Genomic DNA, 26,945 nt, shown 5'->3' on the forward strand with positions numbered 1-26,945 from the left:
TTCATGACGATGCATCAACTCGTTGTCTCCGGGGTGTGTAAACGCTTCGGGCGTACCACGATCCTGGAAGACGTCGACCTGGCGGTGGCACGCGGGGAGGTGGTGGCGCTCACCGGCGAAAACGGGGCTGGCAAGTCCACGCTGATGGGGATCTGCGCCGGGCTGATCCGAGCCGACAGCGGCACCGTTCAACTTGGCGGGGCCATCGGGTACTGCCCGCAGACTCCGGGGCTGTTCGACCTGCTCACGGCGGAGGATCACCTGGTGATGTTTGGTCGTGGCAGCGGGCTGGGTCGGGCCGAATCGCTGCGTCGTGGCTATGCCGCTCTCGAGGAATTTGGCTATCCGATGCACGAACGGACGGTCGTGGCCGACCTATCGGGCGGTACCCGCCAGAAGCTGAACCTGGCGCTGGCCCTGCTGACCGACCCGTCCGTGCTGCTGCTCGACGAGCCCTACCAAGGGTTCGACCGGGGCACGTACGTCAACTTCTGGGACCACTGCGAGACGTGGCGTCGCGCCGGCAAATCGGTCGTGGTCGTCACCCACATGCTCGCCGAACTGGACCGCGTCGACCGGGTGGTCGAGCTGCCCGCACACCCGTCGAGGGCACATCACCCTGGATGGTGAAAGGAGACGGCTCATGAAGGCACTGCAGCGGGTGTTGATTATGGCGGAGATGCACGGCCGCGACCTGACCCGTCGCCACGTCGCCCTGGGCCTCCTCGTCGCCCTGCCGTTGTCCTTCTACCTTGCGTCAAGCCGCGACAACACCCAGGCCCTGTCCGCCGGTGGCATCGGCATGGCCTTCGCCGTCTCGGGGGCAACGCTGTTCTCGGTTCTCTCCTCACAAAACGTCGACCAGCGCCTCATCCTCGGCGGCTACCGCCCGGTCGATCTGCTGATCGGCCGGCTCCTGTTTCTCGGGCCGCTTGGCCTCGTCATCGCCGCCGGTTTCAGCGTTTTGATGAGCGTGATCTCCCACCCGGCGCGTCCGTGGGTCCTCGTGCTTGGCGTGGCCCTCGTTGCGTTGCAGTCGGTGCCGTTCGGGTTGGCGGTGGGATCGGCCTTGTCTCGTGAACTCGAAGGCACCCTGGTGCTGATCGGCGTGGTGGGCATGCAGCTCGCGGTGGGGCCCGACGCCGCCATCGCCAAGTTTCTGCCGTTCTACGGCCCCCGCCGCCTGATCGAGGGCGCCAGTCAACAACAAGCGGCGATCCTCGGGCCGGTCGTTCAGACCGTGCTCTACGGACTCGCCCTGCTCGTGGTGGCGCGGTTGTTTATGAACCGACGCATCGCCGTGCAACGTCACCCCTTCATCGATCCAACCGGTGACCCGCAGGACACCAACGCTTCGCCAGCACGAGCGGACGGGAGCAATTGAAGGGGGACTTGCCATGGTGTTGCTTGGGAACAAGGTTGCCGTCGTGAACGGTCGGGCAGAGGGCATGGGCGCATCGCACGTCCGTGTACTGCTGGCGACCACAAGCCCTCTTCGGGCCCGCTCCGTCCCATGTGAATTCTCACGGCAATTACGTGAGACTCCGAGCGATCGGGTAGAAATGAAGGTTCCGCACGTCTCCCAACGAAGCGAGCCTTCACCATGCGAGTACGGAACTGTCTGGTAGCTGTGATCGCGGGCGCCAGCGTGCTGGCCGCCTGCGAGCCGTCCCCACCGCCCCCGACGAACCCACCCCCTCAAAGCTGGAAGCTCACCTTCTCGGACGAATTCCAAGGCTCCAGCCTGGACACGTCGAAGTGGACCCCGGAGCACTCCACCTATGGCGACGGCGGTGGCTCCATCCACTGCAACACACCCGACAACGTGAGCGTGGCCGATGGTGCGCTGGTGATCGAGGGACGCAAGGAGCAAGTCCGTTGCCCGAACAACGGCGGAATCGATCGGGATTACTCGACCGGCCTGGTCCGCACGAAGGGCAAGTTCTCCCAGGCGTATGGTCGCTTCGAAGTCCGGGCGAAAATGCCGAAGGGAAAGGGACTCTGGACCGGACTGTGGATGCTGTCTGAGAACTACCCGTACGGCGATAACGGGCAGTCCGGAGAGATCGACATCGTGGAGACGTTCGGCGACCGGGCCGACGAGGCGACGACGACGGCACATTGGAGCCACAATCGATGTGGGTGGGGGTGCTCCAAGATGGGCAAGAGCACCAAGCTCACCGGCGGAGATATCTCCGCCTGGCACACCTACGCCGTCGAATGGGAGCCCCGCTCCATCGCGTGGTTCATCGACGGCAAGCAGGTCCACAAGCTGGGCGAAGGTGGCTCCTACAAGTGGGGCGACCAGGGTCCGAAGGCGGACGCCTGGCCTGCCGACGGCGGAACCCAGCCGCGCTTTCCGCAGCCGTTCACCGCAGACAACCCGATGAACCTCCTCATCAACTTGCAGATCGGGGGTACCTGGCCGGGTTACCCGGATGGCTCCACCCGGTTCCCCGCCAAGATGTCGGTTGACTACGTGCGGGTGTATCAGCGGTCCTGACCCTCAGGCTGGTGCCATGGCGTCCCCGGACGTTCGGTGCACGGCGCGTCAGACGGCGCCCGTCGGCCGCTTCGGAGGCTGGAGTGCCGTCGCGATCGGCGGCCGCAAGCGTCTCGTCCATGATCTTGCGCATCGTCCCAAAGCTCAGCTCGTCGGCCAGCTGCAGGGGCCCGGCGGGATACCCGGCCTGAAGGGCGGCCTGCTCGATCACCGCCGGGTCGATCCCCTCGTGCAGCATTTTGATCGCCTCGGTGAGGAACGTTGCGAAGACGCGCGAGGTGAAGAAGCCCCGACCGTCGTTGACGACGATCGGATACTTCCCAATCGCCAGCACGAAGTCGATGGCCTTCGCCAGGGCCTCGTCCGAGGTCTGCTCGCCTCGGATGACCTCGACGGGGTCCATCTTGATCACCGGTGAGAAGAAGTGGATGCCGACGAAGTTCTCCGGCCGTGTCACGCCCGTGGCCAATCCGGTGATCGGGAGGGACGAGGTATTGGAGCCCAGCACTGCGTCGGGATCGATGTGACCCTCGATCTCGGCAAACACCTGGTGCTTCAGCTCGGTGTTTTCGAACACCGCTTCGACCACAATGTCGACGCCCTCGAAGTCGGCGGCGTCCGCGATGGGGGTGATCCGGTTGAGCAGCGCCGTGGACCGCTCCTCGGTGGTCAGCCCCCTGGAGAGTGTGCCCGCCTCGCGGCCCTCGCCATAGGCTCTTCCTTTCAGCGCCGCGTCGTGGGTGACGTCCTTGAGCACCACATCGATGCCGGCCTTGGCCGTCACGTAGGCGATGCCGGCGCCCATCATCCCGGCACCGACGATCCCCACCTTGGTCGGCCGGCTCTTCGCAACACCTTTCGGCCGGGAGTCGCCGCGCTGCACGGCCTGCAGGTCGAAGAAGAACGCCTGGATCATGTTTTTGGACACCTGGCCGGGTGACCAGGCTGATGAAGTACCGGGTCTCGATGGTCGACGCCGTGTCGAAGTCCACCTGGGCGCCCTCGACGGCCGCGGCCATGATCGCCCGGGGAGCGGGCATCGGCTGACCGTTGAGCTGGCGGCGCAGGTTCGCCGGGAAGGCAGGCAGAAACTCCATGAACGCCGGGGTCGACGGGGTGCCGCCGGGGATCGTGAAGCCGGGGGCATCCCAAGGCTGCACGTGACCGTCCGGGTTCGCCGCGATCCAGGCCTTGGCCGCGGGCACGAGCTCGTCGATGGTGCCGACCAGCTCGTCGACCACGCCCACCTTGAGGGCCTTCGACGGCCTCATGCGGTCGCCGTTGAGCAGCACCGACATCAGCGCGTTCTGGATGCCGAGCAGGCGCACGGTGCGCACCACTCCCCCGGCCCCGGGCAGAACCCCGACCCCGTCGCTCCCAAGGGGTGGCCCAAGGCGATGGCGCCGCCGTTGACGTTGTAGCGGTCGTCCGAGACGTCGAACGTCTTTTGGACGTGCAGGGCGACGGCGCGAAGGCCTCGTTCATCTCAAACACGTCGATGTCGGCGACCGACAGGTCGGCAATGGCCAGTGCCTTGTTGACCACAGGGATAGGCCCCTCAAACATCAGCACCGGGTCGGCGCCACTGGTAGCGGCGGCGATGATGCGCGCCCGGGGCGTCAGTCCGCTGGCCCGACCGGCCTCCTCGCTGCCCACCAGCACCAGCGCTGCGCCGTCGACGATGCCCGAGCTGTTGCCGGCGGTGTGCACGTGATCGATCCGCTCGACGTGCGGGTAGCGCTGCTTGGCCACGTCGTCGAAGCCGCCCAGCTCGGCGAGGCCTGCGAAGGCGGAGCCAAGCTTGCCGAGCCCGTCGGCGGTCACCTCGGGTCGCATGTGCTCGTCCTCAGCGAGGATGGTGAGCCCGTTGATGTCCTTGACGGGCACGACCGACCTGGCGAAATACCCGCCGGACCAGGCGGCGGCGGCCAGCTGTTGGGAACGCATCGCGCACTCGTCGACGTCGCGGCGGGAAATCCCGTTGATCGTGGCGAGCAGGTCACACGCGATGCCCTGCGGGATGAAGTAGTTGTCGTAGGCGGTGGCCGGGTCCATCGCCATGGCGCCGCCGTCGGAGCCCATCGCCACCCGCGACATCGACTCGACGCCGCCGGCGATCACCAGCTCGTCGAACCCCGAACGGATCGACTTGGCGGCCAGGTTGACCGACTCGAGGCCGGAGCCGCAGAAGCGGTTCAGCTGCACGCCGGCGACCGTGTCGGGCATCCCGGCAGCGGTGGCGGCGGTGCGGGCGATGTCCATGCCCTGGTCCCCCACCGGCGTCACGCAGCCCAGGATCACGTCGGAGATCCGCTGCTCGTCCAGATCGGGGAACCGGCCCCGAAGCTCGTCGATCAGGCCGACGACCAGATCGATCGGCTTCACGCCGTGCAATGCGCCGCTGCGCTTGCCCGTGCCACGGGGGGTGCGGATGGCCTCGAAAATGAAGGCATCGGTGATGGCGGAGGTCATGGCCCTACGGTACGAGCGGGGGCTCGCAGCCGATATGACCGAACAGGTCGAGTTACGTGACCAGATTGTCCACATGGGCGGTCGCCGTACACGAAGGTCGCCGACTGCGCCCGCTCCCGTCAGAGCAGTGACCGGCGGCATACCGTTGACTGGAGGCCACTGCCCCCAATCTACGAATGGAGATCGACCATGACCGAGCGCTACCGCTGGATGGACGACGAGACCGAAGCACTCGAGAAGCTCGCCTTCGACTTTTTTTCCAAGGAGGCGACGCCCAACGAGGAGCGCTACCGCGCCCAGCACCACGTCGACCGCGACCTGTGGACCAAGGCGGGCGAGCTGGGCCTGCTGTGCGCCAGCATCCCCGAGGAATACGGCGGGGGCGGCGGCACCTTCGCCCACGAGGCGGCGCTTGTCTACGGGCAGATGCGTGCCCAGGCGTCCAGCTTCGGCGGCCAGGTTCACTCGGCGATCATCGCCCACTACCTCAACGGCTGTGGCACGGAAGCCCAGAAGCAGGAGTGGCTGCCCAAGATGGCGACGGGCGAGGTGGTCACCGCGATCGCCATGACCGAACCGGGCACCGGGTCCGATCTCCAGGCCATCCGCACCACCGCCATCAAGGACGGCGACGAGTACGTCATCAACGGGTCGAAAACGTTCATCACCAACGGCTTCCTGTGCGACCTGGTCGTGGTGGTGGCCAAGACCGACCCGTCGGAGGGCGCCAAGGGCATCTCCCTGCTGCTGGTCGAGACCGACCGCGACGGCTTTGAGCGGGGCCGCAACCTGGAGAAGGTGGGCCAGCATGGTCTGGACACCTGCGAGCTCTTCTTCGACGACGTCCGGGTGCCGGCCGGCAACCTGCTCAGTGGCGTCGAGGGCCAGGGGTTCGCCTCGTTGATGGAGCAGCTCCCCCAGGAACGGCTGATCCTGTCGGTCAGCGGCGTCGCCAACATGCACGTCATCATGGAGGAGACCCTGCGCTACACCAAGGAGCGCCAGGCGTTCGGCAAGGAGCTCTTCGGGTTTCAGAACACGCGCTTCGAGCTCGCCGAGTGCGACACGCTGGTCAGCGTCACCCAGTGCTACCTCGACGAGTGCATCATGAAGCATCTCGACGGCGCCCTCGACTACAAGGACGCCTCCAAGATCAAGTGGTGGAGCACCGAGCAGCAGAACGTCGTCGCCGACCGTTGCCTCCAGCTGTTCGGGGGCTACGGCTACATGACGGAGTACCCCATCTCCCGGCAGTGGACCGATGCCCGGGTGCAGAAGATCTACGGCGGCACCAACGAGATCATGAAGGAACTGATCTCGCGGTTCCTGTGAGCGCAGAGCAGCCCCAAACGGGCCGCTCGTCGGGCTGAAGGTGCTCGAGATCGCCAGCCTGGCCCCGGCCCCGGCTCCAGAACCTGGTGACACAGGCGGACGTCTTCGTCGAGGGGTTCCGGCCCGGCGTTGCCGAACGGCTGGGCATCGGCCCCGACGACCTGCAGGCTGTCAACCCCCGTCTGGTGTATGCCCGCATGACCGGGTGGGGGCAAAACGGCCCGCTGGCCGACCGCGCCGGCCACGACATCAACTATCTGGCCATTTCGAGTGCGCTCGAGCCGATCGGTCACGCCGGCGGGCGCCCGGTGCCACCGCTCAACCTGGTCGGTGACTTCGGCGGGGGCGGTCTGACGATGACGATGTGCATCCTCGCTGCGCTGTTCGAGCGCAACAGCTCGGGGCGTGGCCAGGTGGTCGATGCGGCGATGGTCGACGGGTCCAGCCTGCTGATGTCGTTCATCCACGGACTGGGCGATTCGGGAACTGCTCACGACCACGTTCAAGCTGCGCACCCGCTCCGAGTGGGCCGACCTCTTCGAGGGGAGCGACGCGTGCGTCTCGCCGGTGCTGACACCATGGGAGGCGCCGAAGCATCCACACAACGTTCAGCGCCGCTCCTTTTTGATCTCGAGGGTTGTGTTCAGCCCTCCCCTGCCCCACGCTTTGAGCGAACGCCCACCGAAACACCAACCGGCCCCCGAGACGCCGCCGACCTCCTCACCAGATGGGACTCCACATGAGCTTCTGCCAGACCTTCCAAGACACGGTCGCCAAGCATCCGACGCGCATCGCGCTTCGCAACTCGGAGGGCACCGTCGTCATCACCTATGCCGAGTACGCCAAGCGGGTGCACCAGATCGCCGCCGGATTCCATGAGTTGGGCGTGCGCCGCGGCGACACGGTTGCGCTGATGCTGACCAATCGGCCCGAGTTCCACCTGGTCGACACCGCATTGCTGCATCTCGGCGCAGTGCCGTTCTCGGTGTACAACACCAGCTCGGTCGACCAGATCGCCTACCTGTTCGAGAACGCCGGGAACAGCGTGGTGATGTGTGAGGAGCAGTTCCTCGGCACCATCGCCGAGGCGGCGGGCAAGGTCAGAGGGAAGATCGAGCACATCTTGAAGGTCGAGGAGCTGGCCGACCTCGAACAGAGCGACGGGGACGACTTCAACTTCGAGGCATCCTGGCGTGCGGTCGAGCCCGACGACCTGATGACCATCATCTATACGTCCGGCACCACGGGCCCCCCGAAGGGCGTCGAGCTCACCCACGCCAACGTGGCGTTCAGCATCGAATCTGCCTTGAAAGTCCCCGAGATCAGCCGGGCGGCTGAAGGAACCCGGGCGCTGTCGTACCTTCCCGACGCACACCTGGCCAACCGGTGGCTGGCCCACTATGTCCCGGTGGCCATGGGGATGACCGTGACCACCCTCGCCGACACCAAGCAACTGGCCCCAACCATTGCTGCGCTGAAACCGACGATGCTGCTGGGCGTTCCGATGGTCTGGTACAAGTTCAAGGCGGGCCTCGAAGCGGCGGTGGCGGCCGAGGAGGGGCCCAAGGCGAAGCTGATCAACTGGGCGCTGGATGTCGGATCCCAGCAGGCGGATGCCCTGATCGCAGGACGCTCGATGCCCCCTCTTCTCAAAGCGCAGCATGCGATCGCCGACAAGCTGGTGCTCAGCAAGCTGCGGGAGCGGGTGGGGCTGGATCAGATGCTCCTCGCCGTCTCCGGGGCCGCTCCGGTCTCGCCCGATGCGCTCAAGTTCTTCATCAGCCTCGGCCTGCCGATGGCCGAGGGCTGGGGAATGTCGGAATCGTGTCTCGTCGGCACGCTCACGCCCCTGGAGCACCCCCGCCCGGGCACGGTGGGCAAGCCGTTGCCAGGCGTCGAGGTCAGAATCGCCGACGACGGCGAACTGCTCGTGAAGAGCGCCGGGGTGATGCGGGGCTACCGCAACTCGCCGGCACAGACCGCCGAAGCGATCGACCCGGAGGGCTGGCTGCACACCGGCGACGTTGCGACGATCGACCAGGACGGCTACGTCGTCATCGTCGACCGCAAGAAGGAGCTGATCATCAATGCGGCCGGCAAGAACATGTCGCCCACCAACATCGAGTCCGCCATCCAGGTGGAGTGCGGCCTGATCGGAAGCGTCATCGCCATCGGCGACCTGCGGCCCTACGTGACGGCGCTCGTCTGCCTCGACCCCGAGGCTTCGGCCGGCGTTGACGACGCAGCGGCGCTGGTGCAGGTGGAAGCGGCCGTCGAGCGAGCCAACGCCGGGCTGTCGCGCGTCGAGCAGATCAAAAGGTTCAAGATCGTGCCGAACGCATGGGAGGCCGGAGGCGATGAGCTCACACCGACGATGAAGCTCAAGCGTAAGCCGATCGCCGAGAAGTACAGCGACCTGATCGACGAGCTCTACGCCACCGACGATCGTAAGAAGTAGCTGAGACGAGCGCCAAGTGTTTGCGCGGCCGTGCTACCGGGGCCTGTAGGCGCCGGGAGGCATCCCTGTCCATCGGCGAAACGCCCGCCGAAAGGCGCTGGGCTCGGAGAACCCGAGCCGGGCAGACAGCTCGTCGATGCTCTCCTTGCCGATCACCAGGCTGTTGATCGCTGTGTCTCGCATGAGGTCTCGTCGCAGGTCGCTCACCGTGGTGTCCTCCTCGCGGAGGAGTCGACGGAGGTGGTGCACGCTCACCGACAGGCGGGCGGCAATCTCGTCCGGGGTTGGCCAGTCGCCGGTCAGGCCCTGCTCCAGCAGGCGACGTACCTGGTCGGCTGTCGTCGAGCCGTGATCCCGAATTGAGAAGAAGTTGGTCGGTGACTCCCCGATGTACGCCTCGAGGTCTACTGGGGTGCGCAGCAGTGGGGCGTCGAGCAGGTCGGCGTCGAAGCCCAGGACCGCCACCTCGGCGCCGAAGGTGGGCAGCAGGCCGAAGGCGGCCTCGTAGTAGCGCATAAACGGCGGCGTCTCGTACGGCATCGCCAGGACGACGAGGGGCACGCGGCGGCCGATCGCCCAGCCGATCGTGCGGTGAATGAAGCCGATCAGCGTTTCGATCACGATGTGCTCGGGGTCGTCCAGCCGGTGGACGTCGACCGTCAGCCGGGGCGTGTCGTCGTCGAGCAGTGCCTCGATTCGCGGGGCAGCAGTGAGCACCCGGGTCGCCTGATCCATCCTGATCAGCATGGTGCGCAGATCGGAAGCGCTGAAGATCCTCGGTGCGACCAATCGGAAGCTGCCAAGTGCCAAGTGCCAAGTTTGGTCCAACCCCGAACAGTTCGTCGTCGGTCTCAGCCCAGATGCTGCGGGTCAGGCCGGACAGCTGGTTCAGCGTCACCCGGGCCCGAGGGTTGTAGGCGACGTCGTCGGGGATCCTTGCCGACCTCAGCAGTGCCCCCAACTCCAGTCCCTGCCGCTCGGCGTTGAGGAGCAGGCGCTGGACTAAGTGGCTTGGGACCGTCTCCTCAGACACGAAGTTCAAGGTAGCTCAGGCAGCCTCACATCCAGATGCTCGACGCGGACGCCGTCACTGATGCTCGATCAACTACCCACCGCAGCCCATGTCTTGGCGCCAACAATTCCATCGACCTTGAGGCCATAGTCGGTCTGAACGGCTTTAACGGCGGTTTCGGTGAGCGAACCGAATTTGGCATCCACTGGGCCAGGATCATACGGCGGGTATCCCCAGCTTTTGAGAATCTCCTGAAGGAGCCGTACTGCGTTTCCCGTAGACTTCTTCTTGATCACCGGCGGAGTCAGCCTGGACCAAGTTGCTGGGCCGACGATTCCATCGATCTTCAAGGGGTACGAGTAGGCATTCCACTCGCCAGCAGAGCGGTCTAGCTGATACCTGATGACGTTCTTCCTCGTCACCGGCCCAAAGATACCGTCAGCGGTTCCGTCCCAGAGGTAGTAGCGATCGATGAGCGCTTGTTGCGCCTTCTTCACTGCAGCGCCGTTTGAGCCAATCTTGATGATGGGGTCAGCCATGAGAATCTCCTAATCGTTTTCTCGTCATTCCGTGCGGCTGGTTCTCGCCCGCCCACGTGTTCACATCGCGTGAACCTCGTCTGTCAATTATGACCATCTCTATAGCGATGTCAACCCGCTCCGACGACGTCGTTCTGCGGCTCAACGACGAGGAGCAGCCGCTGAACAAATGGCTACACCGGTACGTCCTTGGACATGCAACCAAGGAGCCCAAGGACGCTCACGTCCCCGATGTTTGACGCGGACGTCGTCACTGATGCTGGGAGGAACGGTTTGTACCCCCCGCATCAGTGACGCTGTTTCATCCGGTCAGATTGCCGCCTGCATTCCCGCCCAGGATCACGATTCACCGAAAGACTCGGTCAACTCCCGAGGGCTGCCCACGTTTTCCCACCGACAATTCCATCAACAGTCAGCCACCCTAGCTGAAAGTCCTTGACAGCGGTTTCGGTAAGAGGGCCGAATTTTCCGTCCATCGGGCCAGGGCTGTACCCATTGCCGTTGAGGAGTTCTTGCAGGAGCCTCACGGCGTTTCCCGTCGCTTTCCTTTTGATCACGGGCGGCGTCAGTCGAGACCAGGTTGCTGGGCCAACGATTCCATCGACCTTCAAGGGATACGAGAATTCCCACCCCGAGCCGACGGATCGTTGCGTCTGATAACCGACGACAGCGTTTCGTGTCAATGATCCGAAGATCTTATCTACTGTCAACCACCATCCACGATCATTGAGCGCTTTTTGCGCCTTCTTGACGGCATCGCCGTTGGAGCCAATTGTGATGATTGGGTCAGCCATTGAAATCACCTTCCGATATCCTTGATGTTCCGTGCGGCCGGTTCTCGCCAGTCTCACGTGTTCACGTCTGGTGAACCTGATTTCTTAAGTATGTACCGGACAGGGGCGATGTCAATACTTTCATCCAATATCGACGACGACTTAGCTGTGACGCCTGTCAGGTGAACGCTGTACTGGGAAGGTCGGTGGTGTCGCCGGCGAGGGCGTCGCAGATGGTTGCTGCCACCGCCACCGGGTCCAGACCGTGGGGCATTTTTGGTGTCTGACCCTCGAGGGGACGATTCGCCAAGCCGGTCTCGGTGTGTGGCGGTCGGGCGTCGATCACGCGGATCTTGCGGCGACGTGCCTCGCGAGCGAGCGCTTCGTCGAAGGACCGCGCTGCGGCCTTGGAGGCCCCGTAGGCGGCCATGCCGGGCAGGTTCTGTTCCGCGATCACACCCGGGATGTTCACGATGACCCCTCCCTTGCTGAGCGCACCGAGGGCAGCTTTGGCGAGCAGGATCGGGAGGAAGGTGTTGGTCATGAAGAGCTCCTCCATGCTGTCGACCGAGAGGTCCTCGATCGGGCCGAAGGCCACAACGCCGACTGCGTTCACCACGACGTCGAGCTTCCCTGCGTGCTCGACGGCCGCCCGGACCGCAGCTTCACACGCCTGCGGGTCTCGGAGATCCAGTGCCAGCCGATGACCGGGCACGTCCAGCGCCGCCAGGGCATCGCGATGACGGGACACCAGCGTCAGTACCGCCCTGCGCCGGGCCAGGTTTTGGGCGATCGCCGATCCCAACCCTCCGGTTGCCCCGGCCACGAGCACCGATCGACCCGCCATGGGATCCCCGGCTTCCAGCGCACGTTCGTCAACCATTGGTCCTCCTTCGGGCCCAGTATTGCGCGGCGGATGGCTCCCGCTGCCGATGTGGGTACCTTGGCGCATGGCCCTGATCGACTTCACCGTCTCCCACCAGTTCCACGCACCGTCTCGAGCGGTCTGGGACGAGATGATCGACTGGCCCAACCACGCCAAATGGATTCCCGCCACCCGGATGGAAGTCGACTCGAGCGACTACCAGGTGGAGGGGGCAACGTTCACCGGATACACCGGCTTGTGGAAGCTGGCGCTGGTCGACCGCATGCGGATCTCTGCAATCGAGTGGGACGAAGCGACGGCGCTCGGCTCGTGTGAAGTCGAGAAACTCGGACCGGTTCTCCGAGGTCGGGCCGGCTTCGACGTTTCGCCTCACGGCGACGGCTCCAACGTCGACTGGTTCGAGCAGGTCACCGTTCCGTACCTGCCCAAACTTCTCGCACCTATCGTCAGCAAGCTGAGCGCACTCGGTTTCGCATTCGGTATGCGCCGGCTGGCAAAGATCGTCGAGAAGCGTTGAACCTCAGCCTCCGCAGCCTGAGGGATCCCGTCGTGTCGGCGATGACGGGACTCTTTGCACACGGTCCCACGCCACTGGCCAACACGCTGGACTTCCCCGGCGATCCCGGCATTCTGGGCCCCGATTCGGTGTCGTGGCGGGTGCTCGGCGACGCCTCGGTGTTCGTCGGGGGAATCCGGGCGCTCGTCATCCAATCCGCCCACGCCGAGGTGGTGGCAGGGGTGGAGGACCACTCCACCTATCGTTCCGATCCCCTCGGACGGCTGTCACGCACCTCGGTATATGTCACCGAGACGACCTATGGGGCGATGCCGGAGGTTGAAGCGGCCGTCCAGGTCGTGCGCCGAGCACATCGTCCCGTGCACGGAACGTCCGAGCGCAACCTGCCCTACAGCGCCGGCCGTCCCGAGATGGCGGCATGGGTCCACAATGTCCTGACCGACTCGTTTCTCGCTGCCTACCAGGCGTTCGGCCCCGCCCGGCTGAGCGCTGTCGATGCCGATCGTTTCGTGGCCGAGCAGACCCGGATCGGCCGGCTTCTCGGAGCCGATCCGCTTCCCGAAACATCAGACGAGCTCACCGATTGGATCGCCAACCACCCCGACCGCGTCGTGACGAACGCTCAACGGAACGCCATCTCCTTTCTTCGGAGTCCCCCGCTGAGTCCACCGATCAAAATCGCCTACCGGCTGTTGTTCAACGCCGCCCTGACGACGGTGCCCTCCGACATGCGACAGCAGCTGGGGGTCGAGCCGGGAAAGCGGGCGGGCGGAATCGGGAGGAACGCGACCGGTGCCCTTCGATGGGCCCTTGGGGCGTCGCCGTCCTGGCATCTGGCGTTGGTGCGCTGCGACGCCACGATCCCGGTCGGCCTGTTTCGCCAGCCGCTCCCCTCGTCCGGCCCGGTCAAGCCGTGACGCAGCTCGACACCGTCTGGGTGCTCGGAGACCAGCTGAACCGAGCCGTCGGTGCGCTCGCCGATCGCAAGCCGGGTGACTGCCGGGTTCTGCTGGTGACGAGCGAAGCTAAAACCAGCGGGAAGCGGTGGCATCGCCAGCGGCTACATCTGGTGCTGTCGGCGATGGCGCACTTTGCAGCAGAGCTGCGGGCCGAGGGATTCGAGGTCGACCATCGACGGGCACCGACCCTCGGTGCCGGGCTCCAAGCCCATCTGGCCGAGAACGACGTCAGCCAGGTCATCGCCATGGAGCCCATGAGTTGGGATGGGCGGGCCATGCTGACCGATGCCGGCGTCGAGCTCGTCTCCAACGACCAGTTCCTCTGCCATTACGACGATTTCGCCCGCTGGGTTAATGACAGAAGGTCCTTCAAGATGGAGGACTTTTACCGATGGCAGCGCGTCGGGCTCGACGTGCTGATCGAGCCCGATGGTGAACCGGTTGGCGGTCGCTGGAACTTCGACCACGACAACCGGGAACCCCCGCCCAGGGATGGCAGGTCCTGGCCGCCCCTCACCCGGTTCGAGCTCGATGACATCGACCGGGCCGTCGTCGCCGACCTCGGTGCCGATGTCTGGGGTGCGCCGCCCGACGGTACGTGGCCGATCAGTCGTGAGCAGGCCCTCATCCGACTTGAGGAGTTCATCGGGAACGGCTTGCAGCAGTTCGGTGCACACGAGGACGCCATGCTCGCCGACGAGTGGAAAATGGCTCACTCGGCCCTGTCGTCGTCGATGAACTTGGGGCTGTTGCACCCGGCCGAGATCGTCGACGCAGTTGTCGACGCCTATCGGGCGGGCACCGCGCCGCTCAACTCGGTTGAGGGGTTTCTGCGTCAGGTCATCGGCTGGCGCGAGTACGTGTGGGGCCTGTTCTGGCTGTGGATGCCATCGTTTCGCGAAGCCAACGGACTTGAGGCCAACCGGCCGGTGCCGCCTGCGTTCACCGGTGAGTCGTCGACCGGAATGGCCTGTGTCGCCAACACGATCAGCCACGTCGAACGTCACGGCTACGCGCACCACATCGAACGGCTGATGGTGCTGGGCAACCTGGCACTCACCGCCGGTGTCAGCCCTCAGGCGATGACCGACTGGATGTGGGCGAGCTTCGTCGACGGCGCAGAGTGGGTCATGGTGCCCAACGTCGTCGGCATGGCGCTTCACGCCGACGGCGGACGGATGGCGACCAAGCCGTACGCCTCAGGTGGGGCCTACATCAACAAGATGAGCGACTCCTGCAAGGGCTGCCGTTATGACCCCAAAAAGCGGGTCGGTGACGATGCCTGCCCGTTCACCACCTTGTATTGGGACTTTCTTGCCCGTCACGAGGACGTCTTCGCCGGCAACCACCGCATGGCCCGACAAGTGGCCGGCATGCGACGGCTCTCCGACCTTCCAGCGGTCCGCGAGCGCGCCGTCGACGTGCTGGCGGCGCTTGATGCAGGAGACCTGTAGGCATCTTCGGTGGGGATTGCGGAGGGCGGGTCGTACGCTGGTTGACTCCGGGACGACCCGGGAGCGGCTGTGCTCACAGATCCGCTGTGACCTCAACGAAGGACCCCTATGAAAATCATCGGCAAGATCGGCCAGGCGGGCTCAGCGCTCTGGATTCTCAACGTCTGGTTCAACCGGTTCAACAAGGACACCGGTTACCGGGGCGGCAACGCCACCAACATGCGCGAGGAGTTTGAAGAGTACGGGCTTCCTGAACCCGTCATGTACGCCGTCGGAGCGACCAAGGTGAGCCTCGCAACCATGATGTTGATCGGGCTCGTCAAGCCGAAGCTCGCTCGGCCGGCCTCCGCCGGGCTGGCGACGCTGATGGTCGGCGCCATCGGGATGCACATGAAGGTCAAGGACCCCCTCAAGCGCTCGATCCCCGCCATCTCGGTCTTCACCGGTGCCGTCCTGGCTGCTGCTCTGGCTGGAGACGAGAGCGACGAGCAAACCGTGGGCCTTCCCCACTCAGCCCAGGTGGAGCGCTAGTAGCACCCCGTTGAGAACTGCGAGCGATGCTGCCTGCACCATCTGCCGAGGCGTGTCGTGAATGCGGAGGCGCACGATCACGCCAATCAGCATCATCAGCATCAAGCCTCCGGTTGCCAAAGCTCCGATCGTGTCGTTGACCAAGCCGATCAACACACCCAGCGCGCCGACGACCTGCAGCGAGCCAACCAGGACTCTGAACTGCGGGACGCCGTAACGCTCGAACTCCTGACGGACGCGATCTGCAAACAACGCTTCGAATCCGAAGTACAAAAAAGCTCCGGCTGAAACGAGCGTGAGTATCAGCAGGAGCATGCAGCGGCCAAGGTACGGGCTTAACCCGCCTTGGATCCGTTCTTGGTGAGCGTCACAACGTTCAACGGGCCGCGCCGCACGGTCGCTGTCGTGGTGTGCCTGCGGCCCCAGTACCAAACAGCGGTCTTGTCGTTGGCTGCGACGTTCTTCAGCCATTGCGACCGCTCACGAACCGTCGACACCACCACCGTGTCGCCAAGGCGAAGCCCAAGGAGCGGCACCTCCCGACGCTCACCTGACACCCTGCCCGTTGCCTCCATCACCACCGCTCCGAGGCCGAGCGGCAAGGGCGACCCGACGCCGGACTTCACCAGCGGTTTCACCACTCGGTTCAGCGATCGGAAGAACAGTTGCTTTGGATCTGCATGCTTGGCGCGGTCAGCACCGGGGGAGTTCATCCCGTCAGTCAACCACGGACGCGCGCTACCTGTGGGTGCGCGCCTGGGTGGTAGGAGGGGCCCGCCAGCGCGTCCAGGACGGCTTTGATTCCATTGCCGATCTGCTCCAGCACTCTCGGTGAGCTCAGAATCCAAGCAGGTCGGCGATCAATTCTCGGATCTGTTGCAACGCAAGCGGTCCGATATTCGTGTCGCCAACGTCAGCGATGCGATCGACGCTGATGGTGGTCGGAAGGTGCGCTTGGGCGACACCGAACCCGGTGACATCGACCTCACTCAACCAGCCTCGCCTCGTGGTCGTGCAGGGTACGACCACGATCGCGTGTTGCTGGAACGCCAGAACGTCGTCCGACGTGACGACGATCGCGGGTCGGACGAACCCCGGCTCGCCCCGAGCGGGCGTCCCGAAGTCGCAGCGGATGACGTCACCCGCTCGCATCGGCAACATCGCTCGCCGATGCGTCGAGCACGGCCTCTTCGTCGGCGCCGAGGGGAGCACTTGCGAGTTGGGCCCCGATGATGCGACGTCGCTCCCGCCGGATCAGCTTCTCGAGCTGGGCGTCGAGTGTGAGTCCGTCACGATCGGCGAGCTGTCGCAACGCATCACGTGTGCTGACCGAAACCTTCATGGTCGTTGATGCAGCCATACTCCTGAGTATACCCCTCAGGTAAACCAATCAGCTCCACCTTGAGGTCACACCCCGGCTTGCAGTTCGCTCGCACCGCCCTCGCCGTCGAAGCGAAGGACCCGGTTGGCGACCTTGTCGATGAAGAAGCGGTCGTGGCTCACGACCAGCACGGCGCCGGGAAAGTGCGCGAGCGCCCGCTCCATCACCTGGGTGCTCTGCATGTCGAGGTGGTTGGTGGGCTCGTCGAGCATGATCGCCGCCGCTCCCGAGAGAAGGCATTGGGCGAGCGCCACCCGTGCGGCCTGGCCGCCGGAGAGATCGCGGATCTTGGTCGCACGGTCCAGCTCGGAGAACTGAAAGAGGCCGAGGAACCGTCCGACCGACTTCTTGGTGGCGTGAAAGGCCAGGCTGTCCGGCATGGCGGAGACGGCGTGGCCGACGGTGTCGTCGAGGTCGAGTTCATCGACCACTTGGTTGAACGAGGCGTAGTTGGTGCCGCTGGTCCAGTTGACCTCTCCGCTGGAGGCAGGCGCTCCGGCGAGGGCGTCGAGCAGGGTGGTTTTGCCACAGCCGTTGGGGCCGAGGATCGCTATCCGGTCGCCGCGGTGGACATCGAAGCTGAGGCCCTCGAACAAGCTGCGGCCGTCGAAGGCCATCCCAAGGCCGGTCACTTCGCACAGCCTGTCCTTCACGTGCAGACCGGCGTAGATCTCGGTCACGATCCGATCGACGGGGCGGGGTGATCCGCTCTTCCTCACCCTCGCCAGGCGGCGCCGCAGCGCCGGGCTGGGGTTCTTCGCCAGTTCCTTGCGGTTCGAGATCGCCTCCTGTTCGTAGGCGAGCAGCTCGGCCTCGTGGGCAAACTCCCGCTCGAGGCTCTTGATCCGCATCTGCTTCTTCTGTACGTAGTTGGCGAAGCCGCCCTCGTACTCGTAGAGGCGGTGATTCTCGACCTCGACGATCCGGTTGCAGACCGCCTCCAGAAACTGGCGGTCGTGGGAGATGACGATGAGCGCACCATCGAACTTCTGAAACCAGCTTTCCAACCAGCGCAGGCCGGCGATGTCGAGGTAGTTGGTCGGCTCGTCCATCAGCAGAACCTGGGGTTGTTGCAGGATCACTTTGGCGAGCGCCGCACGATTTCTCCAACCGCCGGAAAGCCGACCGATCGGCAACTCCCGGTGCTCGGCTGAGAACCCGAGCTTGGTCAGCACGGTGTCGATGTCGTTCTCGTAGGTCCAGGTACCAGCCCGGTCTTGTGCATCCAACAACTCGGCCTGGCGGTCGACCAGCGCCATCAGCTCTGCCTCGTCGGGCCCACTGGCGAAACCGGCGTTGACCTCGTCCATCTGCGCGTCGAGCGCGTGCACCTCACCGAAGAGTGCGACCAGTTCGGCCTGGATCGTGGTGTCACTGTCCAGTTCGGAGAACTGCGAGAAGTAGCCGATGGTGATGTCGTTCGAGATGTCGACCGTGCCCTCGTCGGGCGCTTCCTCGCCGAGGATCAGCTTGATCAGCGTCGTCTTACCGGCACCGTTACAGCCGACGAGCCCGACCTTGTCGTCCGGGCTCAATTTGAAGTGGATCTCCCGGAAGATCGTGACCCGGTCATAGGACTTGGAGATGTTCTTCAGGCGTATCCAGCTCAAGTCGAGAAAGCCTACGCCCGCTCAATCGACGCATACGCACTCGGAATCCCCTAGAAACAGGGCATGGGGAAACGGGGCATGGGAACCAACCAGGTGCTGGACGCCGTGAAGCAGATCGGTCCGACGCTTGAGGGTCGGTCGGCCGAGATCGAGCAGGCGCGCGGCCTTCCACCCGATGTCGTCGAGCTGATCAAACCGACGGGGGCGTTCCGGATGTACGTCCCGGCGGATCTCGATGGTCCCGGCGTCACGGCATGGGAAAGCCTGGAGGTGATTGAGGAGCTGGCGTACCACGACGGCGCCGCCGGTTGGTGTTCGATGATCGGCTCGACGACCTCCCTCACGGCATCGATGCTTCCGGATCCGTTTGCGAGCGAGGTCTTTGGTTCCACCGGCTCCATCGCCGGCGGGTTCGCCATGCCGGCCGGTCGTGCGACGCCCGTCGACGGAGGTCTGCGTGTGAGCGGCCGCTGGCAGTGGGGTTCGGGCACCCGTCACTGCACCTGGATCGCCGGCGGCTGCCTGCTGGTCGGCGAGGACGGAACCCCCCAGGCGAGAGCCGACGGCCTGGTGGCCCCCTTCGTCTTCTTTCAACCCGACGACGTCGAGTTCATCGACAACTGGGACGTCTCCGGATTGTCCGGAACCGGCTCGGGCGACTACCAGGTGAACGACGTGTTCGTTCCGGAGGGCCGCTGGGTGGAGTTGGGCGACGACGCAACGGTGCGGCACAACAGCAGCCTGTCGCGGTTCTCGTTCTTCGGGTTGCTCGCCTGCGGCGTGGCCTCCTGCGCGATGGGCATCGCCCGGCGGGCCGTCGACGAGCTCGTCGAGCTCGCCGGGACAAAGAAGCCCCAGGGAAGCTCGAAGTCGCTCGGCCGGCGTCCCCAGGTTCAGGCCGACGTTGCGATCGCCGAGGCCAAGCTCGCCTCGGCATGGGCGTTCATCGAGGCATCCATCACCGACTCCTGGGTGACGGCCGAGTCGGGCAGCGCTCCAACGGTCGAACAGAAGCGCCGGCTTCGGTTGAGCGCCACCCACGCCACGCAGACGGCGGCCGAGGTGGCCGAGCTGATGTACAAGGCAGGCGGCGGCGCGGCGGTCTACAAGTCGTGTCCGTTGCAGCGAACGTTCCGTGACGCGTTTGTCGCCACCCAGCACGCGATGGTCGCACCTCGAACGCTCGAAACCTATGGTCGGCTCCGGCTGGGCATCGAGACGGACACGGGACTTCTGTGAACGAGCTGACCAACGAGCTTGACCCCGTCGAACAGCGGCGGCTGCTCCGGGCCTGGCTCGCTGATCATCGGTCCCCCACCCCCCGCCAACTGGCCGAGGCCGGGCTGGTCGCACCGCACTGGCCACGGCCCTGGGGGCTCCATGCCGACCCACACCTGCAGCTGCTCGTCGCCGAGGAGTTGGCGGCGGCCAACGTGGTGGTCCCGGACAGCACGATCGGCCTGGGCTGGGCCGGCCCGACGATCCTGGCCGGGGGCACCGAGGCTCAACACCGACGCTGGCTTCCGGGCATCCTGGACGGAACCGAGATGTGGACCCAGCTGTTCAGCGAGCCGGACGCCGGCTCTGACCTGGCCTCGCTTCGCACCAGCGCCGAGCGCGACGGCGACCACTACGTCGTCAACGGTCAGAAGATCTGGTCGACGTGGGCGAACCGGTCCCAATGGGGAATCCTGCTGGCCCGCACCGACGCAACCGTGGCGAAGCACCAAGGCATCTCCTACTTCGTGGTCGACATGGCCACCCCCGGTGTCGAGGTGCGCAAGATCATCGAGATGACCGGTGGTAACCACTTCAACGAGACGTTCTTCAACGAGGTCCGGATCCCCGTCGAGAACCGGATCGGCGCCGAGGGCTCTGGGTGGCGCCTGGCGACGGTCACGCTGGGCAACGAGCGGGTCGCGCTGAGCGAAGGCGGCGTGCTCTGGGGGATGGGGCCGACCTTCGGGGAGTGCATGGACGAGATTCGTCGGAGATCGGCCGCCGGCACGCCGGTGAGCCGTCAGCAGGCGGCCAAGGTGTACAGCGACGGGTTCGTGACCAACCTGCTGACCCAGAAGATCGTCGACGCGATGCTCCGGGGTGAGGATCCGTCGCCCTTCGCATCGATTCGCAAGGCGAAAGCCGATGCCAACGCCCAGGCACTTCTCGATCTCATCTGTGACCTCGCCGGGCCCGCCGGCATGCTCGGGATTCAAAACGAGGAAGCCGAAACGACAGACCCCTGGCATTGGGCCTACCTGTTCAGCCGAGCGCTCACCATCGGCGGCGGCACCTCGGAGATTCAGCGCAACATCATCGGCGAACGCCTCCTCGGCCTGCCGCGTGAACCACGGCCCCAACCCTGAAAGCAGGCACCCCATGCAGCTGTATGACGCCATGAGCACGCTTCGAGCGGTTCGGAGGCTGCGACCCGACCCGATCCCGGACGTTGTGCTCGATCGGGTGCTTCAAGCCGCCTGCTGGGCACCGACCGGCGGCAACACACAGCCATGGAAGGTGATCGTCGCCACCGACCCAGACGTGAGGGCCGGGCTCCAGGCGATCTATCGCCCGGAATGGCAACGCTACGCCGCGCAGGTTCTCGCCCGTCTCGACGGCCTCCCCGATGATGTAGCCGAACCGCAGCGCCGGGTGGTGAGTGCGGGCGACCATCTTGCGAACCACCTGCACGAGGCACCCGCGATTCTCGTGTTCTGCGCCAACCCGGCGGCCATGGCCATCACCGACGCCAACCTCGATCGCATCAGCATGGTCGGCGGCGCCTCGGTCTATCCGGCGGTGCAAAATGCCATGTTGGCGTGTGTCGCCGAAGGGCTCGGCTGCACGCTGACCACGCTGCACTGCCTTCGCGAACCCGAGGTGAAAGACCTTTTGGACATTCCGGACTCGTGGGCAACCGTCGCGCTCGTGCCGATCGGCTACCCGGTCGGTCGCGGCCACGGACCCATCACCCGAAAGGGCCCGGATGCGATGGCGGCACGCGACGCGTTCACCACACCATGGTCGGGCACCTCACGCTAAAGAGCGCTTACCTGTCGACCGACACCACGACCCGCAACTCGAGCGATCGGCGGACGACGCTGCGACGAGCGGCTTGTGAACTCGCCACCCAGTCCTGAGACCTCGGGCCGCATACCGCCTCGGGATCGGAGCGCGCCTCGTCGGCCAGGGCGAGCATGCCCTCGATCGCCCGGCGCAGCGCCGGGGTCGCCTCGTCAGGTGCTCGGGTTTCGTCGATGTCGGCCAGCGCGTCGACGAGCCCGTCGGCGTCGCCTCGCTCGGCCGCCGACTCCCCCGCCTCCAGCGCCCGAAAGCAGCGTTCTGCGAGGCTCTCGCCCGGGAGCACACCGGCGCCGTGGGGCGTGCTCAACGTGTTGAACACGTAGGCGGAGCGGTGGTCCATCTCGGAACGGAAGAACCAGCGCTGGTCCGGGTCGTGCAGGAACATCCAGATGTCGTTGATGGCCGCGTCGTCCTCGCGCTCCAGGAACGAGTCGGTGGCGAGCCCGTAGCGGAGCTGGTGGCTCCTCCGGTCGATGCTGCGTCCGTCGGCGAGCACCAGCGGCTGGGTGATCTGCTGCAACGGAATCCACAGGTTGACCAGCATCAACGAGGGTTCGTGATTGTGAACGCCGGGCGAGTCATGACGAAACAGCGTGGGCGCCTCGCCACCCATCAACTGTCGTATCGGCGTCCCGAACACGTCCTGGTCGCCGTGGACCGAGGTGGCAGGGCCGTGGTCGTTCCTGCCGATCGACCGGGGTGGCACCATCGACATCCGGTTCGGCCCGGCGGTGCGTATGAACTGGCCCTCATCGGCCACGTACAGCACCGTCAGCGTCAGCCCACTGCGGCACTGCAGCACCGCGCCTTCCAGCGCTGCCTGGACCGCTTCGGCGTCGGAGTCGTTCATGTTGCCGGCTTCGTCAACACGCCCCAGGACGCTCTGAAGGGCGGCGAACGGCGTCAGGTCGACGGTATCGAAGCCGGCGCCGAGCAGGTCGGTGCCAATGTCGCCGTCCTGATCGCAGTCGGTCGCCGGGCACTCGTGAAACTCGACGCTCTCGTCTCCGTACGGTGCGGACGCACGCTCACCTGCCCGTAGCAACCCTGGGTGGTCGACGTCAGGAGTCGCAAACGCATCCGGTAGGAAACCCAGCTCGACGGGATACGTGCCGGTTTGGCGTGCCATGGGCTCGATCGTACCGCCGAGCGCCCGGCAATCTCACCACATGTGGGGGATGCGTCGGCGGGACCGACACCAATACCGTCGTTCACACGACCTGCCCGACGAGGAGAGCCGAATGACCGATCCATACGCCGACGGCTCGGCGATCGACCGTTGGTTCCACTCCGACGTCATTCAACCAATGGACGACTTCAACAACCCGCGACAGGAATGGCGCCGCCTGATCTCCGAAGCATTCGGCACGTTCCTCCTCGTCCTGGTCGCCGCCGGCGGCGGCATGATGGGCCAGGCGTTCCCCGACACGATCAGCCGCCAAGCCGCAGTGGTCGCTCCCGGCCTGATGGTCATGGCGGTCATCTTGTTCATGGGCAAGGTGTCCGGCGCCCACCTGAACCCGGTGGTCAGCATCGCTTTTGCCCTGCGACGCGACTTCCCATGGTGGCGGGTTCCCGGCTACATCATCGTTCAGTTGCTCGGCGCGTCGCTCGCAGCGCTCTTCCTCCAGTCGGTCGTCAACGTTTCGGCCACGTACGGCTCGAACTACCCGGCCTCCGGCTACTCGAACGGCTCAGCATTCTGGATGGAGTTCGTCCTCACGCTCGGGCTTGTCAGCGTGATCCTTGGGACTGCGTCCGGTGCCCAGAACGACGGGATCATCGGGGCGTTGGGCGTCGGCGGCTACATCGCACTCGCTGGCCTCTGGGGCAGCCCGATCTCCGGCACCTCCATGAACCCTGCACGTACCTTCGGTCCCGACCTGGTCGGCGCCGACTTCGCCTCCTATTGGGTGTACCTCGGCGGTCCGCTCGCCGGCGCAGCCGTCGCAACGGCGTTTGGTTTCGTGCTCAGAGGCCAGGGTGGAGGCAGGGCCGGATCAGCGGCCGGTCAGGGCGCCCTCGACACCAAGGAGGCCGAGCCGACCAGGGCCTGACGGGTTCTGTCGCCGTTGGAGGCCATCATCATCGATGCGGGTGACGCAGGATACCTGCCGCGAGGGCGCCGCACACCATTACTAGCGAGACCACAAATCAGCAACCGTCTCATGCAATGAACCGAAGTCGTTCCAGAGGGCTGACTCCTAGACATCCACAAAACGTTTATCTAAACTTGAAGGATGGAAACTGCAACTCGCTCGGACATTGGCGCTGCCGACTTCTACGCCGACCCTCACGCGGCCAAGTACCAGGGGGAGCTTGAGGCACATCCGGATGCGTTTCAGAACCTCTTCGAACTGCTGAACTTGCCGGCCAACGAGCAACGGCTCACCGACGCAGAGATGCACAACCTGCCCGCTCTCGCCGGCGTTGTCCGGTTCATCGAGGCAGACCCGGCGATCGAACGCATTCTCATATCTGGCCCTCCCGGCTTCCGCTTTCGTCAGTCTGTGGGCGTCGCCGTGAAGCTCAAGATGGCGAAGCTGGGTTGGCGGTCCACTGGCCGAAAGGGCGCCGTGAAGGGGGCCTCGCACTTCACGAAAGCCGAACGATTCGCCCCCGGCCCAGCCGCAGGTGACGACTATGCGGCCGGTGCACTCGCAGCGATCGACGCCGTCGGCCAGATCGGCGAGCACAGCGAACGGCAGTCGACCGGTCGGGCGCTCATGGATGCGCTGGCTGCGACGCGCCGATCCGAGGGTCGACCCTTCTAGCGTGCTGATCATTCTCGACAGCGGACCCCTCGGCCTCGTGAGCAACCCGAGCACCAAAGGGCCTGCCCACGATGCCCGAACGTGGGCACGAACCCGTATCGACGCAGGCGACCGCCTCATCGTGGCCGAAATCTCTGACTATGAAGTTCGCCGAGAACTCGAACGGTCCGGGAAACACGCCGGTATCGAGCGGCTCGAAAGACTCGGCACCGGCCTCGGTTACCTGCCCTTGTCAACCGCCATGATGCGGATCGCCGCCAGCCTCTGGGCCGAAGCACGAAACAGCGGACTCCCAACAGCCCGGGATGCAGCCCTCGATGGTGACGTTATCCTCGCCGCCCAGGCACAGGCCCTTCAGGCCGAGGAGCCAGCCGAAACAATCGTTGTAGCAACCACGAACGTCACGCACCTTGAGCGCTACGTCGATGCGCGCCTTTGGTCAGACATCTGAGTCAGCGGGTGACCAACGTCGGGCTCAGGCCGAACTCGGCGAGGGTGGCCTCGATGTGACAGAGCAACTCATCTCTGCCGAGGCCGCCGCCCACCGGCCGTGCGACGATCGAGAGGAAGACGTTTCCGAGGGCCCGGCCGCTGAGCACGTACAACTGACCGCCGATGCGGTCGAGGTCCGCCGGACCCTGGCCCGGCTCGATCAGGCGCACCCAGAAGTCGTTCGAGTCCCGGCCGTCGAGGCGGACGACTGCGGCGGGCAGGTCGCCGTAGTTGGAGCAGCCGACCGGCAGGGCGGACGCGCCCATCGCCAGCGGCTCGGCCCTGCGCACCGCGGCGGCGGGCATGAGGGGCGTCAACGGGAGGGCGGCCGCAAGGTCGTATGACTGCTCGGCCACGGCCACGAGCGCCGCCTTGGTGGCCTCGCGTAGGCCGGTGAGGTCATCGACCACGCCGGTGGGTTCGATCCGAATGGTGGCTCTGTCGAGGGAGTTGGCGCGCGTATCGCCCTCGATCCGCACGCTGACCGGCACGCCAGGGTGACCATCCCGTCGGCACCGGTCCGTCCCAACCGCTCCCCCATCCGGGCCGCAACCGCCGACACCAGGGTGTTGCTCGTGCCGCCTCGCTCGGCGGCGGCGGCATCCCAGTCGGCCTGGTTCACCCGAACGCACGACACCGGAACGCGGAAGGGACCGCCTGCTGGTTTCGACGTGGTAGAAGCGGCCGGGGCGCCGGGTTTGCTGCCGGAAGTCTTCGGCGCAGCCTGGGCACGGGCGACTCGGGCGCCGGCGACCACGGCGCGCAGCACGGACGGCAGGCCCCGGACAAACGCCAGCAGATCGGCCCACAGCACGCGGCTGCGGCGACGTGCACCCCTCCGTGGATAGGCCGGGCGGCGCGCCCGACCCTCGACCGCATCGGTGATCGCCTGGAGCACGCAGAGCCCGTCGCCGAGGGCGTGGGGGATGGTGAAGGCAACAGATGTGCCGCCGTCGGTCAGCGGCAACACCCCGATCCGCCAGCCCGGGCCGTGCTCGGGGTCGGTACCTCGGTCACCAAACTCGGAGGTCCAGGTGAAGACCTCGTCCCATTTCCTTGGCGTTGCTTCAACGACGAGGTCGGGGGCGCGGTCGACCGCCACCCAGCGGTGCCGTCCGCCCGGCAGCGGGGAGTGCTCGACCAGCCGTCCCGCCAACGTGTGGCAGAGGTTGTCGTTGACGCGCCGCAACGCTTCGAGGTCGACCGGTCGGTCATACGTCCACGTGGCGAGGAAGACGGGCTGGTGGCCGAGGGCCCGCAACCCGAGGTACGACCCCTGATCCATCAGGGCGATGCGGTCGTCGAGCACCGTCTCCATGCCGCCTCATGTCTTGCTGAACCGGCGGACCGCCAGCGGGACCGAGATGGCGAGGATCACTGCGATCCACAGCAGCGACCGCAACACGTACCCCGTGGTCGTTGTGGTGAACGAGCCGGAATCCTGCAGGGCCTGGGCCGCCTCGGGTCCCAGCATCAGCCCCCTGCAGGCGTTGACGACGATGGTAACGGGCTGGTGGGCGGCGAAGGCCTGAAGCCACCCCGGCATCGAGTTGACCGGTACGAACGCCGAGCTGGCGAAGGTGAGCGGCAACAGCACCGGGAAGGCCATCGACTGGGCCTCCTCGGCCGACGTGGATCGCAGGCCGACGAGCGCCATCAGCCAGGACACGGAGAAGGCGAACGCCAGGACGAGCAGGCTGCCCTTGACCACGCCCATGACGTCGTAGGGCCGGAAGCCGATCGCCATGCCGACGAGCAACATCACCACGACGATGCCGATGTTGCGCACCAGGTCGGCCAGCGTGCGCGCCGCCAGCACCGACATCGGGGCCATCGGCAGCGAGCGGAACCGTTCGATCAGCCCGCCCCCAAAGTCCTCTGCGAGGCCGATGGCCATGGACACCGATCCGAGGGCGACCGCCTGCACGAAGATGCCCGGCAGCAGGTAGTTGACGTAGTCCATGCCCAGCACCTGGCCGAGCGTGCCGCCGAACACGTACCGGAAGAGCAACACGAACATGACGGGTTGCAGGAACGTGAACACGAGCAGCCCGGTCTCGCGAACCAGGTGCAACAGCCTTCTCCTTCACCCGATCACCCTCGTTCACTCGTTGTTGGCCTAGGCTTCGGCCTTCGCCGAACGCGACCAGCTCAAGGAACGACAACGC

28 protein-coding genes and 3 pseudogenes are annotated in these 26,945 nt (G+C 65.5%); 16 read left to right on the forward strand and 15 right to left on the reverse strand.

From position 1 onward, the window contains the following. Positions 1-9: 9 nt before the first annotated feature. From IPN02_16605 to IPN02_16615, 3 genes are all read left to right on the forward strand, one after another. Positions 10-630 (forward strand): ABC transporter ATP-binding protein, encoded by a 621-nt coding sequence (locus IPN02_16605; GenBank protein ID MBK9298414.1) that lies wholly within the window; start codon positions 10-12, stop codon positions 628-630. Positions 631-643: 13 nt separating this feature from the next. Continuing rightward, positions 644-1,384, forward strand: coding sequence for a hypothetical protein (locus tag IPN02_16610; GenBank protein ID MBK9298415.1), 741 nt, complete (start codon positions 644-646; stop codon positions 1,382-1,384). 246 nt (positions 1,385-1,630) lie between these two features. Further along, the gene (locus IPN02_16615) at positions 1,631-2,503 is read left to right on the forward strand and encodes a glycoside hydrolase family 16 protein (GenBank protein ID MBK9298416.1); all 873 of its coding nucleotides are present in this window, start codon (positions 1,631-1,633) and stop codon (positions 2,501-2,503) included. Here IPN02_16615 and IPN02_16620 read toward each other — a convergent pair. Together IPN02_16620 and IPN02_16625 are read right to left on the reverse strand one after the other, a co-directional pair. After that, positions 2,400-3,801 (reverse strand): annotated as a pseudogene (locus IPN02_16620) (3-hydroxyacyl-CoA dehydrogenase family protein). The gene IPN02_16615 and the pseudogene IPN02_16620 overlap by 104 nt on opposite strands. Then, positions 3,801-4,975, reverse strand: a pseudogene (locus tag IPN02_16625) (acetyl-CoA C-acetyltransferase). Before IPN02_16625 ends, IPN02_16620 begins: the two co-directional pseudogenes overlap by 1 nt. Before the next feature lie 189 nt (positions 4,976-5,164). Here IPN02_16625 and IPN02_16630 point away from each other — a divergent pair. From IPN02_16630 to IPN02_16640, 3 genes and pseudogenes are all read left to right on the forward strand, one after another. Beyond that, positions 5,165-6,307 carry an acyl-CoA dehydrogenase family protein gene (locus IPN02_16630; protein MBK9298417.1) on the forward strand — a complete coding sequence of 381 codons (1,143 nt, stop codon included), beginning with the start codon at positions 5,165-5,167 and terminating at the stop codon, positions 6,305-6,307. Between the two features lie 86 nt (positions 6,308-6,393). After that, a pseudogene (locus IPN02_16635) lies at positions 6,394-7,050 on the forward strand (CoA transferase). After that, positions 7,047-8,765 carry a long-chain fatty acid--CoA ligase gene (locus tag IPN02_16640; protein ID MBK9298418.1) on the forward strand — a complete coding sequence of 573 codons (1,719 nt, stop codon included), beginning with the start codon at positions 7,047-7,049 and terminating at the stop codon, positions 8,763-8,765. Before IPN02_16635 ends, IPN02_16640 begins: the two are co-directional and overlap by 4 nt. Before the next feature lie 33 nt (positions 8,766-8,798). On the opposite strand, the gene IPN02_16645 is transcribed toward IPN02_16640, so the two are convergent. From IPN02_16645 to IPN02_16660, 4 genes are all read right to left on the reverse strand, one after another. Continuing rightward, positions 8,799-9,575 (reverse strand): helix-turn-helix domain-containing protein, encoded by a 777-nt coding sequence (locus tag IPN02_16645; GenBank protein MBK9298419.1) that lies wholly within the window; start codon positions 9,573-9,575, stop codon positions 8,799-8,801. 291 nt (positions 9,576-9,866) lie between these two features. Continuing rightward, positions 9,867-10,316: a peptidoglycan-binding protein gene (locus IPN02_16650; GenBank protein ID MBK9298420.1), complete on the reverse strand. Its 450-nt coding sequence runs from the start codon at positions 10,314-10,316 to the stop codon at positions 9,867-9,869. Between the two features lie 362 nt (positions 10,317-10,678). Then, positions 10,679-11,110 (reverse strand): peptidoglycan-binding protein, encoded by a 432-nt coding sequence (locus tag IPN02_16655; GenBank protein MBK9298421.1) that lies wholly within the window; start codon positions 11,108-11,110, stop codon positions 10,679-10,681. A gap of 157 nt (positions 11,111-11,267) precedes the next feature. Further along, positions 11,268-11,972: an SDR family NAD(P)-dependent oxidoreductase gene (locus IPN02_16660; protein ID MBK9298422.1), complete on the reverse strand. Its 705-nt coding sequence runs from the start codon at positions 11,970-11,972 to the stop codon at positions 11,268-11,270. Positions 11,973-12,039: 67 nt separating this feature from the next. Between IPN02_16660 and IPN02_16665 the strand changes: the two genes are divergently transcribed. From IPN02_16665 to IPN02_16680, 4 genes are all read left to right on the forward strand, one after another. Further along, a complete protein-coding gene (locus IPN02_16665) occupies positions 12,040-12,492 on the forward strand; it encodes an SRPBCC family protein (GenBank protein ID MBK9298423.1) in 453 nt (150 codons plus the stop codon). Further along, a complete protein-coding gene (locus IPN02_16670) occupies positions 12,489-13,409 on the forward strand; it encodes a DUF2236 domain-containing protein (GenBank protein ID MBK9298424.1) in 921 nt (306 codons plus the stop codon). Before IPN02_16665 ends, IPN02_16670 begins: the two co-directional genes overlap by 4 nt. Beyond that, positions 13,406-14,905, forward strand: coding sequence for a cryptochrome/photolyase family protein (locus tag IPN02_16675; GenBank protein MBK9298425.1), 1,500 nt, complete (start codon positions 13,406-13,408; stop codon positions 14,903-14,905). Before IPN02_16670 ends, IPN02_16675 begins: the two co-directional genes overlap by 4 nt. 108 nt (positions 14,906-15,013) lie before the next feature. Continuing rightward, complete coding sequence (locus tag IPN02_16680; protein ID MBK9298426.1) at positions 15,014-15,436, forward strand: DoxX family protein; 423 nt, start codon at positions 15,014-15,016, stop codon at positions 15,434-15,436. Here the strand turns inward: IPN02_16680 and IPN02_16685 are convergent. The 5 genes from IPN02_16685 to IPN02_16705 all read right to left on the reverse strand — a co-directional run bounded on the left by IPN02_16685 (position 15,416) and on the right by IPN02_16705 (position 18,427). Beyond that, positions 15,416-15,751: a DoxX family protein gene (locus IPN02_16685; protein ID MBK9298427.1), complete on the reverse strand. Its 336-nt coding sequence runs from the start codon at positions 15,749-15,751 to the stop codon at positions 15,416-15,418. The two genes, IPN02_16680 and IPN02_16685, sit on opposite strands and share 21 nt — an antisense overlap. 20 nt (positions 15,752-15,771) lie before the next feature. After that, positions 15,772-16,149, reverse strand: a complete 378-nt coding sequence (locus tag IPN02_16690; protein ID MBK9298428.1) for a nitroreductase family deazaflavin-dependent oxidoreductase — start codon at positions 16,147-16,149, stop codon at positions 15,772-15,774. 124 nt (positions 16,150-16,273) lie between these two features. After that, entirely contained in the window at positions 16,274-16,588 is a 315-nt protein-coding gene (locus IPN02_16695; GenBank protein ID MBK9298429.1) for a type II toxin-antitoxin system PemK/MazF family toxin, read from the reverse strand. Then, complete coding sequence (locus tag IPN02_16700) at positions 16,575-16,796, reverse strand: hypothetical protein (GenBank protein ID MBK9298430.1); 222 nt, start codon at positions 16,794-16,796, stop codon at positions 16,575-16,577. Before IPN02_16700 ends, IPN02_16695 begins: the two co-directional genes overlap by 14 nt. 47 nt (positions 16,797-16,843) lie before the next feature. After that, positions 16,844-18,427 carry an ABC-F family ATP-binding cassette domain-containing protein gene (locus IPN02_16705; GenBank protein ID MBK9298431.1) on the reverse strand — a complete coding sequence of 528 codons (1,584 nt, stop codon included), beginning with the start codon at positions 18,425-18,427 and terminating at the stop codon, positions 16,844-16,846. Between the two features lie 63 nt (positions 18,428-18,490). Between IPN02_16705 and IPN02_16710 the strand changes: the two genes are divergently transcribed. The 3 genes from IPN02_16710 to IPN02_16720 are packed head-to-tail and all read left to right on the forward strand — an operon-like array spanning position 18,491 to position 21,469. Further along, entirely contained in the window at positions 18,491-19,666 is a 1,176-nt protein-coding gene (locus IPN02_16710) for a hypothetical protein (protein MBK9298432.1), read from the forward strand. Beyond that, entirely contained in the window at positions 19,663-20,793 is a 1,131-nt protein-coding gene (locus IPN02_16715; GenBank protein MBK9298433.1) for an acyl-CoA dehydrogenase family protein, read from the forward strand. Before IPN02_16710 ends, IPN02_16715 begins: the two co-directional genes overlap by 4 nt. 13 nt (positions 20,794-20,806) lie before the next feature. Beyond that, complete coding sequence (locus IPN02_16720) at positions 20,807-21,469, forward strand: nitroreductase family protein (GenBank protein ID MBK9298434.1); 663 nt, start codon at positions 20,807-20,809, stop codon at positions 21,467-21,469. 7 nt (positions 21,470-21,476) lie between these two features. Here IPN02_16720 and IPN02_16725 read toward each other — a convergent pair whose 3' ends face one another. Continuing rightward, entirely contained in the window at positions 21,477-22,640 is a 1,164-nt protein-coding gene (locus tag IPN02_16725) for a hypothetical protein (GenBank protein MBK9298435.1), read from the reverse strand. 112 nt (positions 22,641-22,752) lie between these two features. Between IPN02_16725 and IPN02_16730 the strand changes: the two genes are divergently transcribed. The 3 genes from IPN02_16730 to IPN02_16740 all read left to right on the forward strand — a co-directional run bounded on the left by IPN02_16730 (position 22,753) and on the right by IPN02_16740 (position 24,736). Next, positions 22,753-23,568, forward strand: coding sequence for an aquaporin (locus IPN02_16730; GenBank protein MBK9298436.1), 816 nt, complete (start codon positions 22,753-22,755; stop codon positions 23,566-23,568). Between the two features lie 183 nt (positions 23,569-23,751). Beyond that, on the forward strand, positions 23,752-24,285 hold the full coding sequence (locus tag IPN02_16735; GenBank protein MBK9298437.1) for a hypothetical protein: 534 nt from the start codon (positions 23,752-23,754) through the stop codon (positions 24,283-24,285). A gap of 1 nt (position 24,286) precedes the next feature. Then, positions 24,287-24,736, forward strand: a complete 450-nt coding sequence (locus IPN02_16740; protein MBK9298438.1) for a nucleic acid-binding protein — start codon at positions 24,287-24,289, stop codon at positions 24,734-24,736. A gap of 1 nt (position 24,737) precedes the next feature. Here IPN02_16740 and IPN02_16745 read toward each other — a convergent pair whose 3' ends face one another. The 3 genes from IPN02_16745 to IPN02_16755 are packed head-to-tail and all read right to left on the reverse strand — an operon-like array spanning position 24,738 to position 26,851. Beyond that, positions 24,738-25,133 (reverse strand): hypothetical protein, encoded by a 396-nt coding sequence (locus IPN02_16745; protein MBK9298439.1) that lies wholly within the window; start codon positions 25,131-25,133, stop codon positions 24,738-24,740. Then, positions 25,091-26,095 carry a hypothetical protein gene (locus IPN02_16750; GenBank protein MBK9298440.1) on the reverse strand — a complete coding sequence of 335 codons (1,005 nt, stop codon included), beginning with the start codon at positions 26,093-26,095 and terminating at the stop codon, positions 25,091-25,093. Before IPN02_16750 ends, IPN02_16745 begins: the two co-directional genes overlap by 43 nt. A gap of 6 nt (positions 26,096-26,101) precedes the next feature. Continuing rightward, positions 26,102-26,851 (reverse strand): ABC transporter permease, encoded by a 750-nt coding sequence (locus IPN02_16755; protein MBK9298441.1) that lies wholly within the window; start codon positions 26,849-26,851, stop codon positions 26,102-26,104. Between the last annotated feature and the right edge of the window lie 94 nt (positions 26,852-26,945).

This window comes from Candidatus Microthrix subdominans (genome assembly GCA_016719385.1).
Lineage (GTDB): Bacteria > Actinomycetota > Acidimicrobiia > Acidimicrobiales > Microtrichaceae > Microthrix > Microthrix subdominans.

Excerpts from the sequence above, each read along its gene's own strand:
- IPN02_16735 (MBK9298437.1), top strand. The coding sequence starts at position 23,752 with ATGGAAACTGCAACTCGCTCGGACATTGGCGCTGCCGACTTCTACGCC.
- IPN02_16630 (MBK9298417.1), top strand. The coding sequence starts at position 5,165 with ATGACCGAGCGCTACCGCTGGATGGACGACGAGACCGAAGCACTCGAG.
- IPN02_16690 (MBK9298428.1), bottom strand. The coding sequence starts at position 16,149 with ATGAACTCCCCCGGTGCTGACCGCGCCAAGCATGCAGATCCAAAGCAA.
- IPN02_16610 (MBK9298415.1), top strand. The coding sequence starts at position 644 with ATGAAGGCACTGCAGCGGGTGTTGATTATGGCGGAGATGCACGGCCGC.
- IPN02_16665 (MBK9298423.1), top strand. The coding sequence starts at position 12,040 with ATGGCCCTGATCGACTTCACCGTCTCCCACCAGTTCCACGCACCGTCT.
- IPN02_16725 (MBK9298435.1), bottom strand. The coding sequence starts at position 22,640 with ATGGCACGCCAAACCGGCACGTATCCCGTCGAGCTGGGTTTCCTACCG.
- IPN02_16720 (MBK9298434.1), top strand. The coding sequence starts at position 20,807 with ATGCAGCTGTATGACGCCATGAGCACGCTTCGAGCGGTTCGGAGGCTG.
- IPN02_16605 (MBK9298414.1), top strand. The coding sequence starts at position 10 with ATGCATCAACTCGTTGTCTCCGGGGTGTGTAAACGCTTCGGGCGTACC.
- IPN02_16700 (MBK9298430.1), bottom strand. The coding sequence starts at position 16,796 with ATGGCTGCATCAACGACCATGAAGGTTTCGGTCAGCACACGTGATGCG.
- IPN02_16730 (MBK9298436.1), top strand. The coding sequence starts at position 22,753 with ATGACCGATCCATACGCCGACGGCTCGGCGATCGACCGTTGGTTCCAC.
- IPN02_16680 (MBK9298426.1), top strand. The coding sequence starts at position 15,014 with ATGAAAATCATCGGCAAGATCGGCCAGGCGGGCTCAGCGCTCTGGATT.
- IPN02_16710 (MBK9298432.1), top strand. The coding sequence starts at position 18,491 with ATGGGGAAACGGGGCATGGGAACCAACCAGGTGCTGGACGCCGTGAAG.
- IPN02_16685 (MBK9298427.1), bottom strand. The coding sequence starts at position 15,751 with ATGCTCCTGCTGATACTCACGCTCGTTTCAGCCGGAGCTTTTTTGTAC.
- IPN02_16695 (MBK9298429.1), bottom strand. The coding sequence starts at position 16,588 with ATGCGAGCGGGTGACGTCATCCGCTGCGACTTCGGGACGCCCGCTCGG.
- IPN02_16660 (MBK9298422.1), bottom strand. The coding sequence starts at position 11,972 with ATGGTTGACGAACGTGCGCTGGAAGCCGGGGATCCCATGGCGGGTCGA.
- IPN02_16655 (MBK9298421.1), bottom strand. The coding sequence starts at position 11,110 with ATGGCTGACCCAATCATCACAATTGGCTCCAACGGCGATGCCGTCAAG.
- IPN02_16750 (MBK9298440.1), bottom strand. The coding sequence starts at position 26,095 with ATGGAGACGGTGCTCGACGACCGCATCGCCCTGATGGATCAGGGGTCG.
- IPN02_16640 (MBK9298418.1), top strand. The coding sequence starts at position 7,047 with ATGAGCTTCTGCCAGACCTTCCAAGACACGGTCGCCAAGCATCCGACG.
- IPN02_16650 (MBK9298420.1), bottom strand. The coding sequence starts at position 10,316 with ATGGCTGACCCCATCATCAAGATTGGCTCAAACGGCGCTGCAGTGAAG.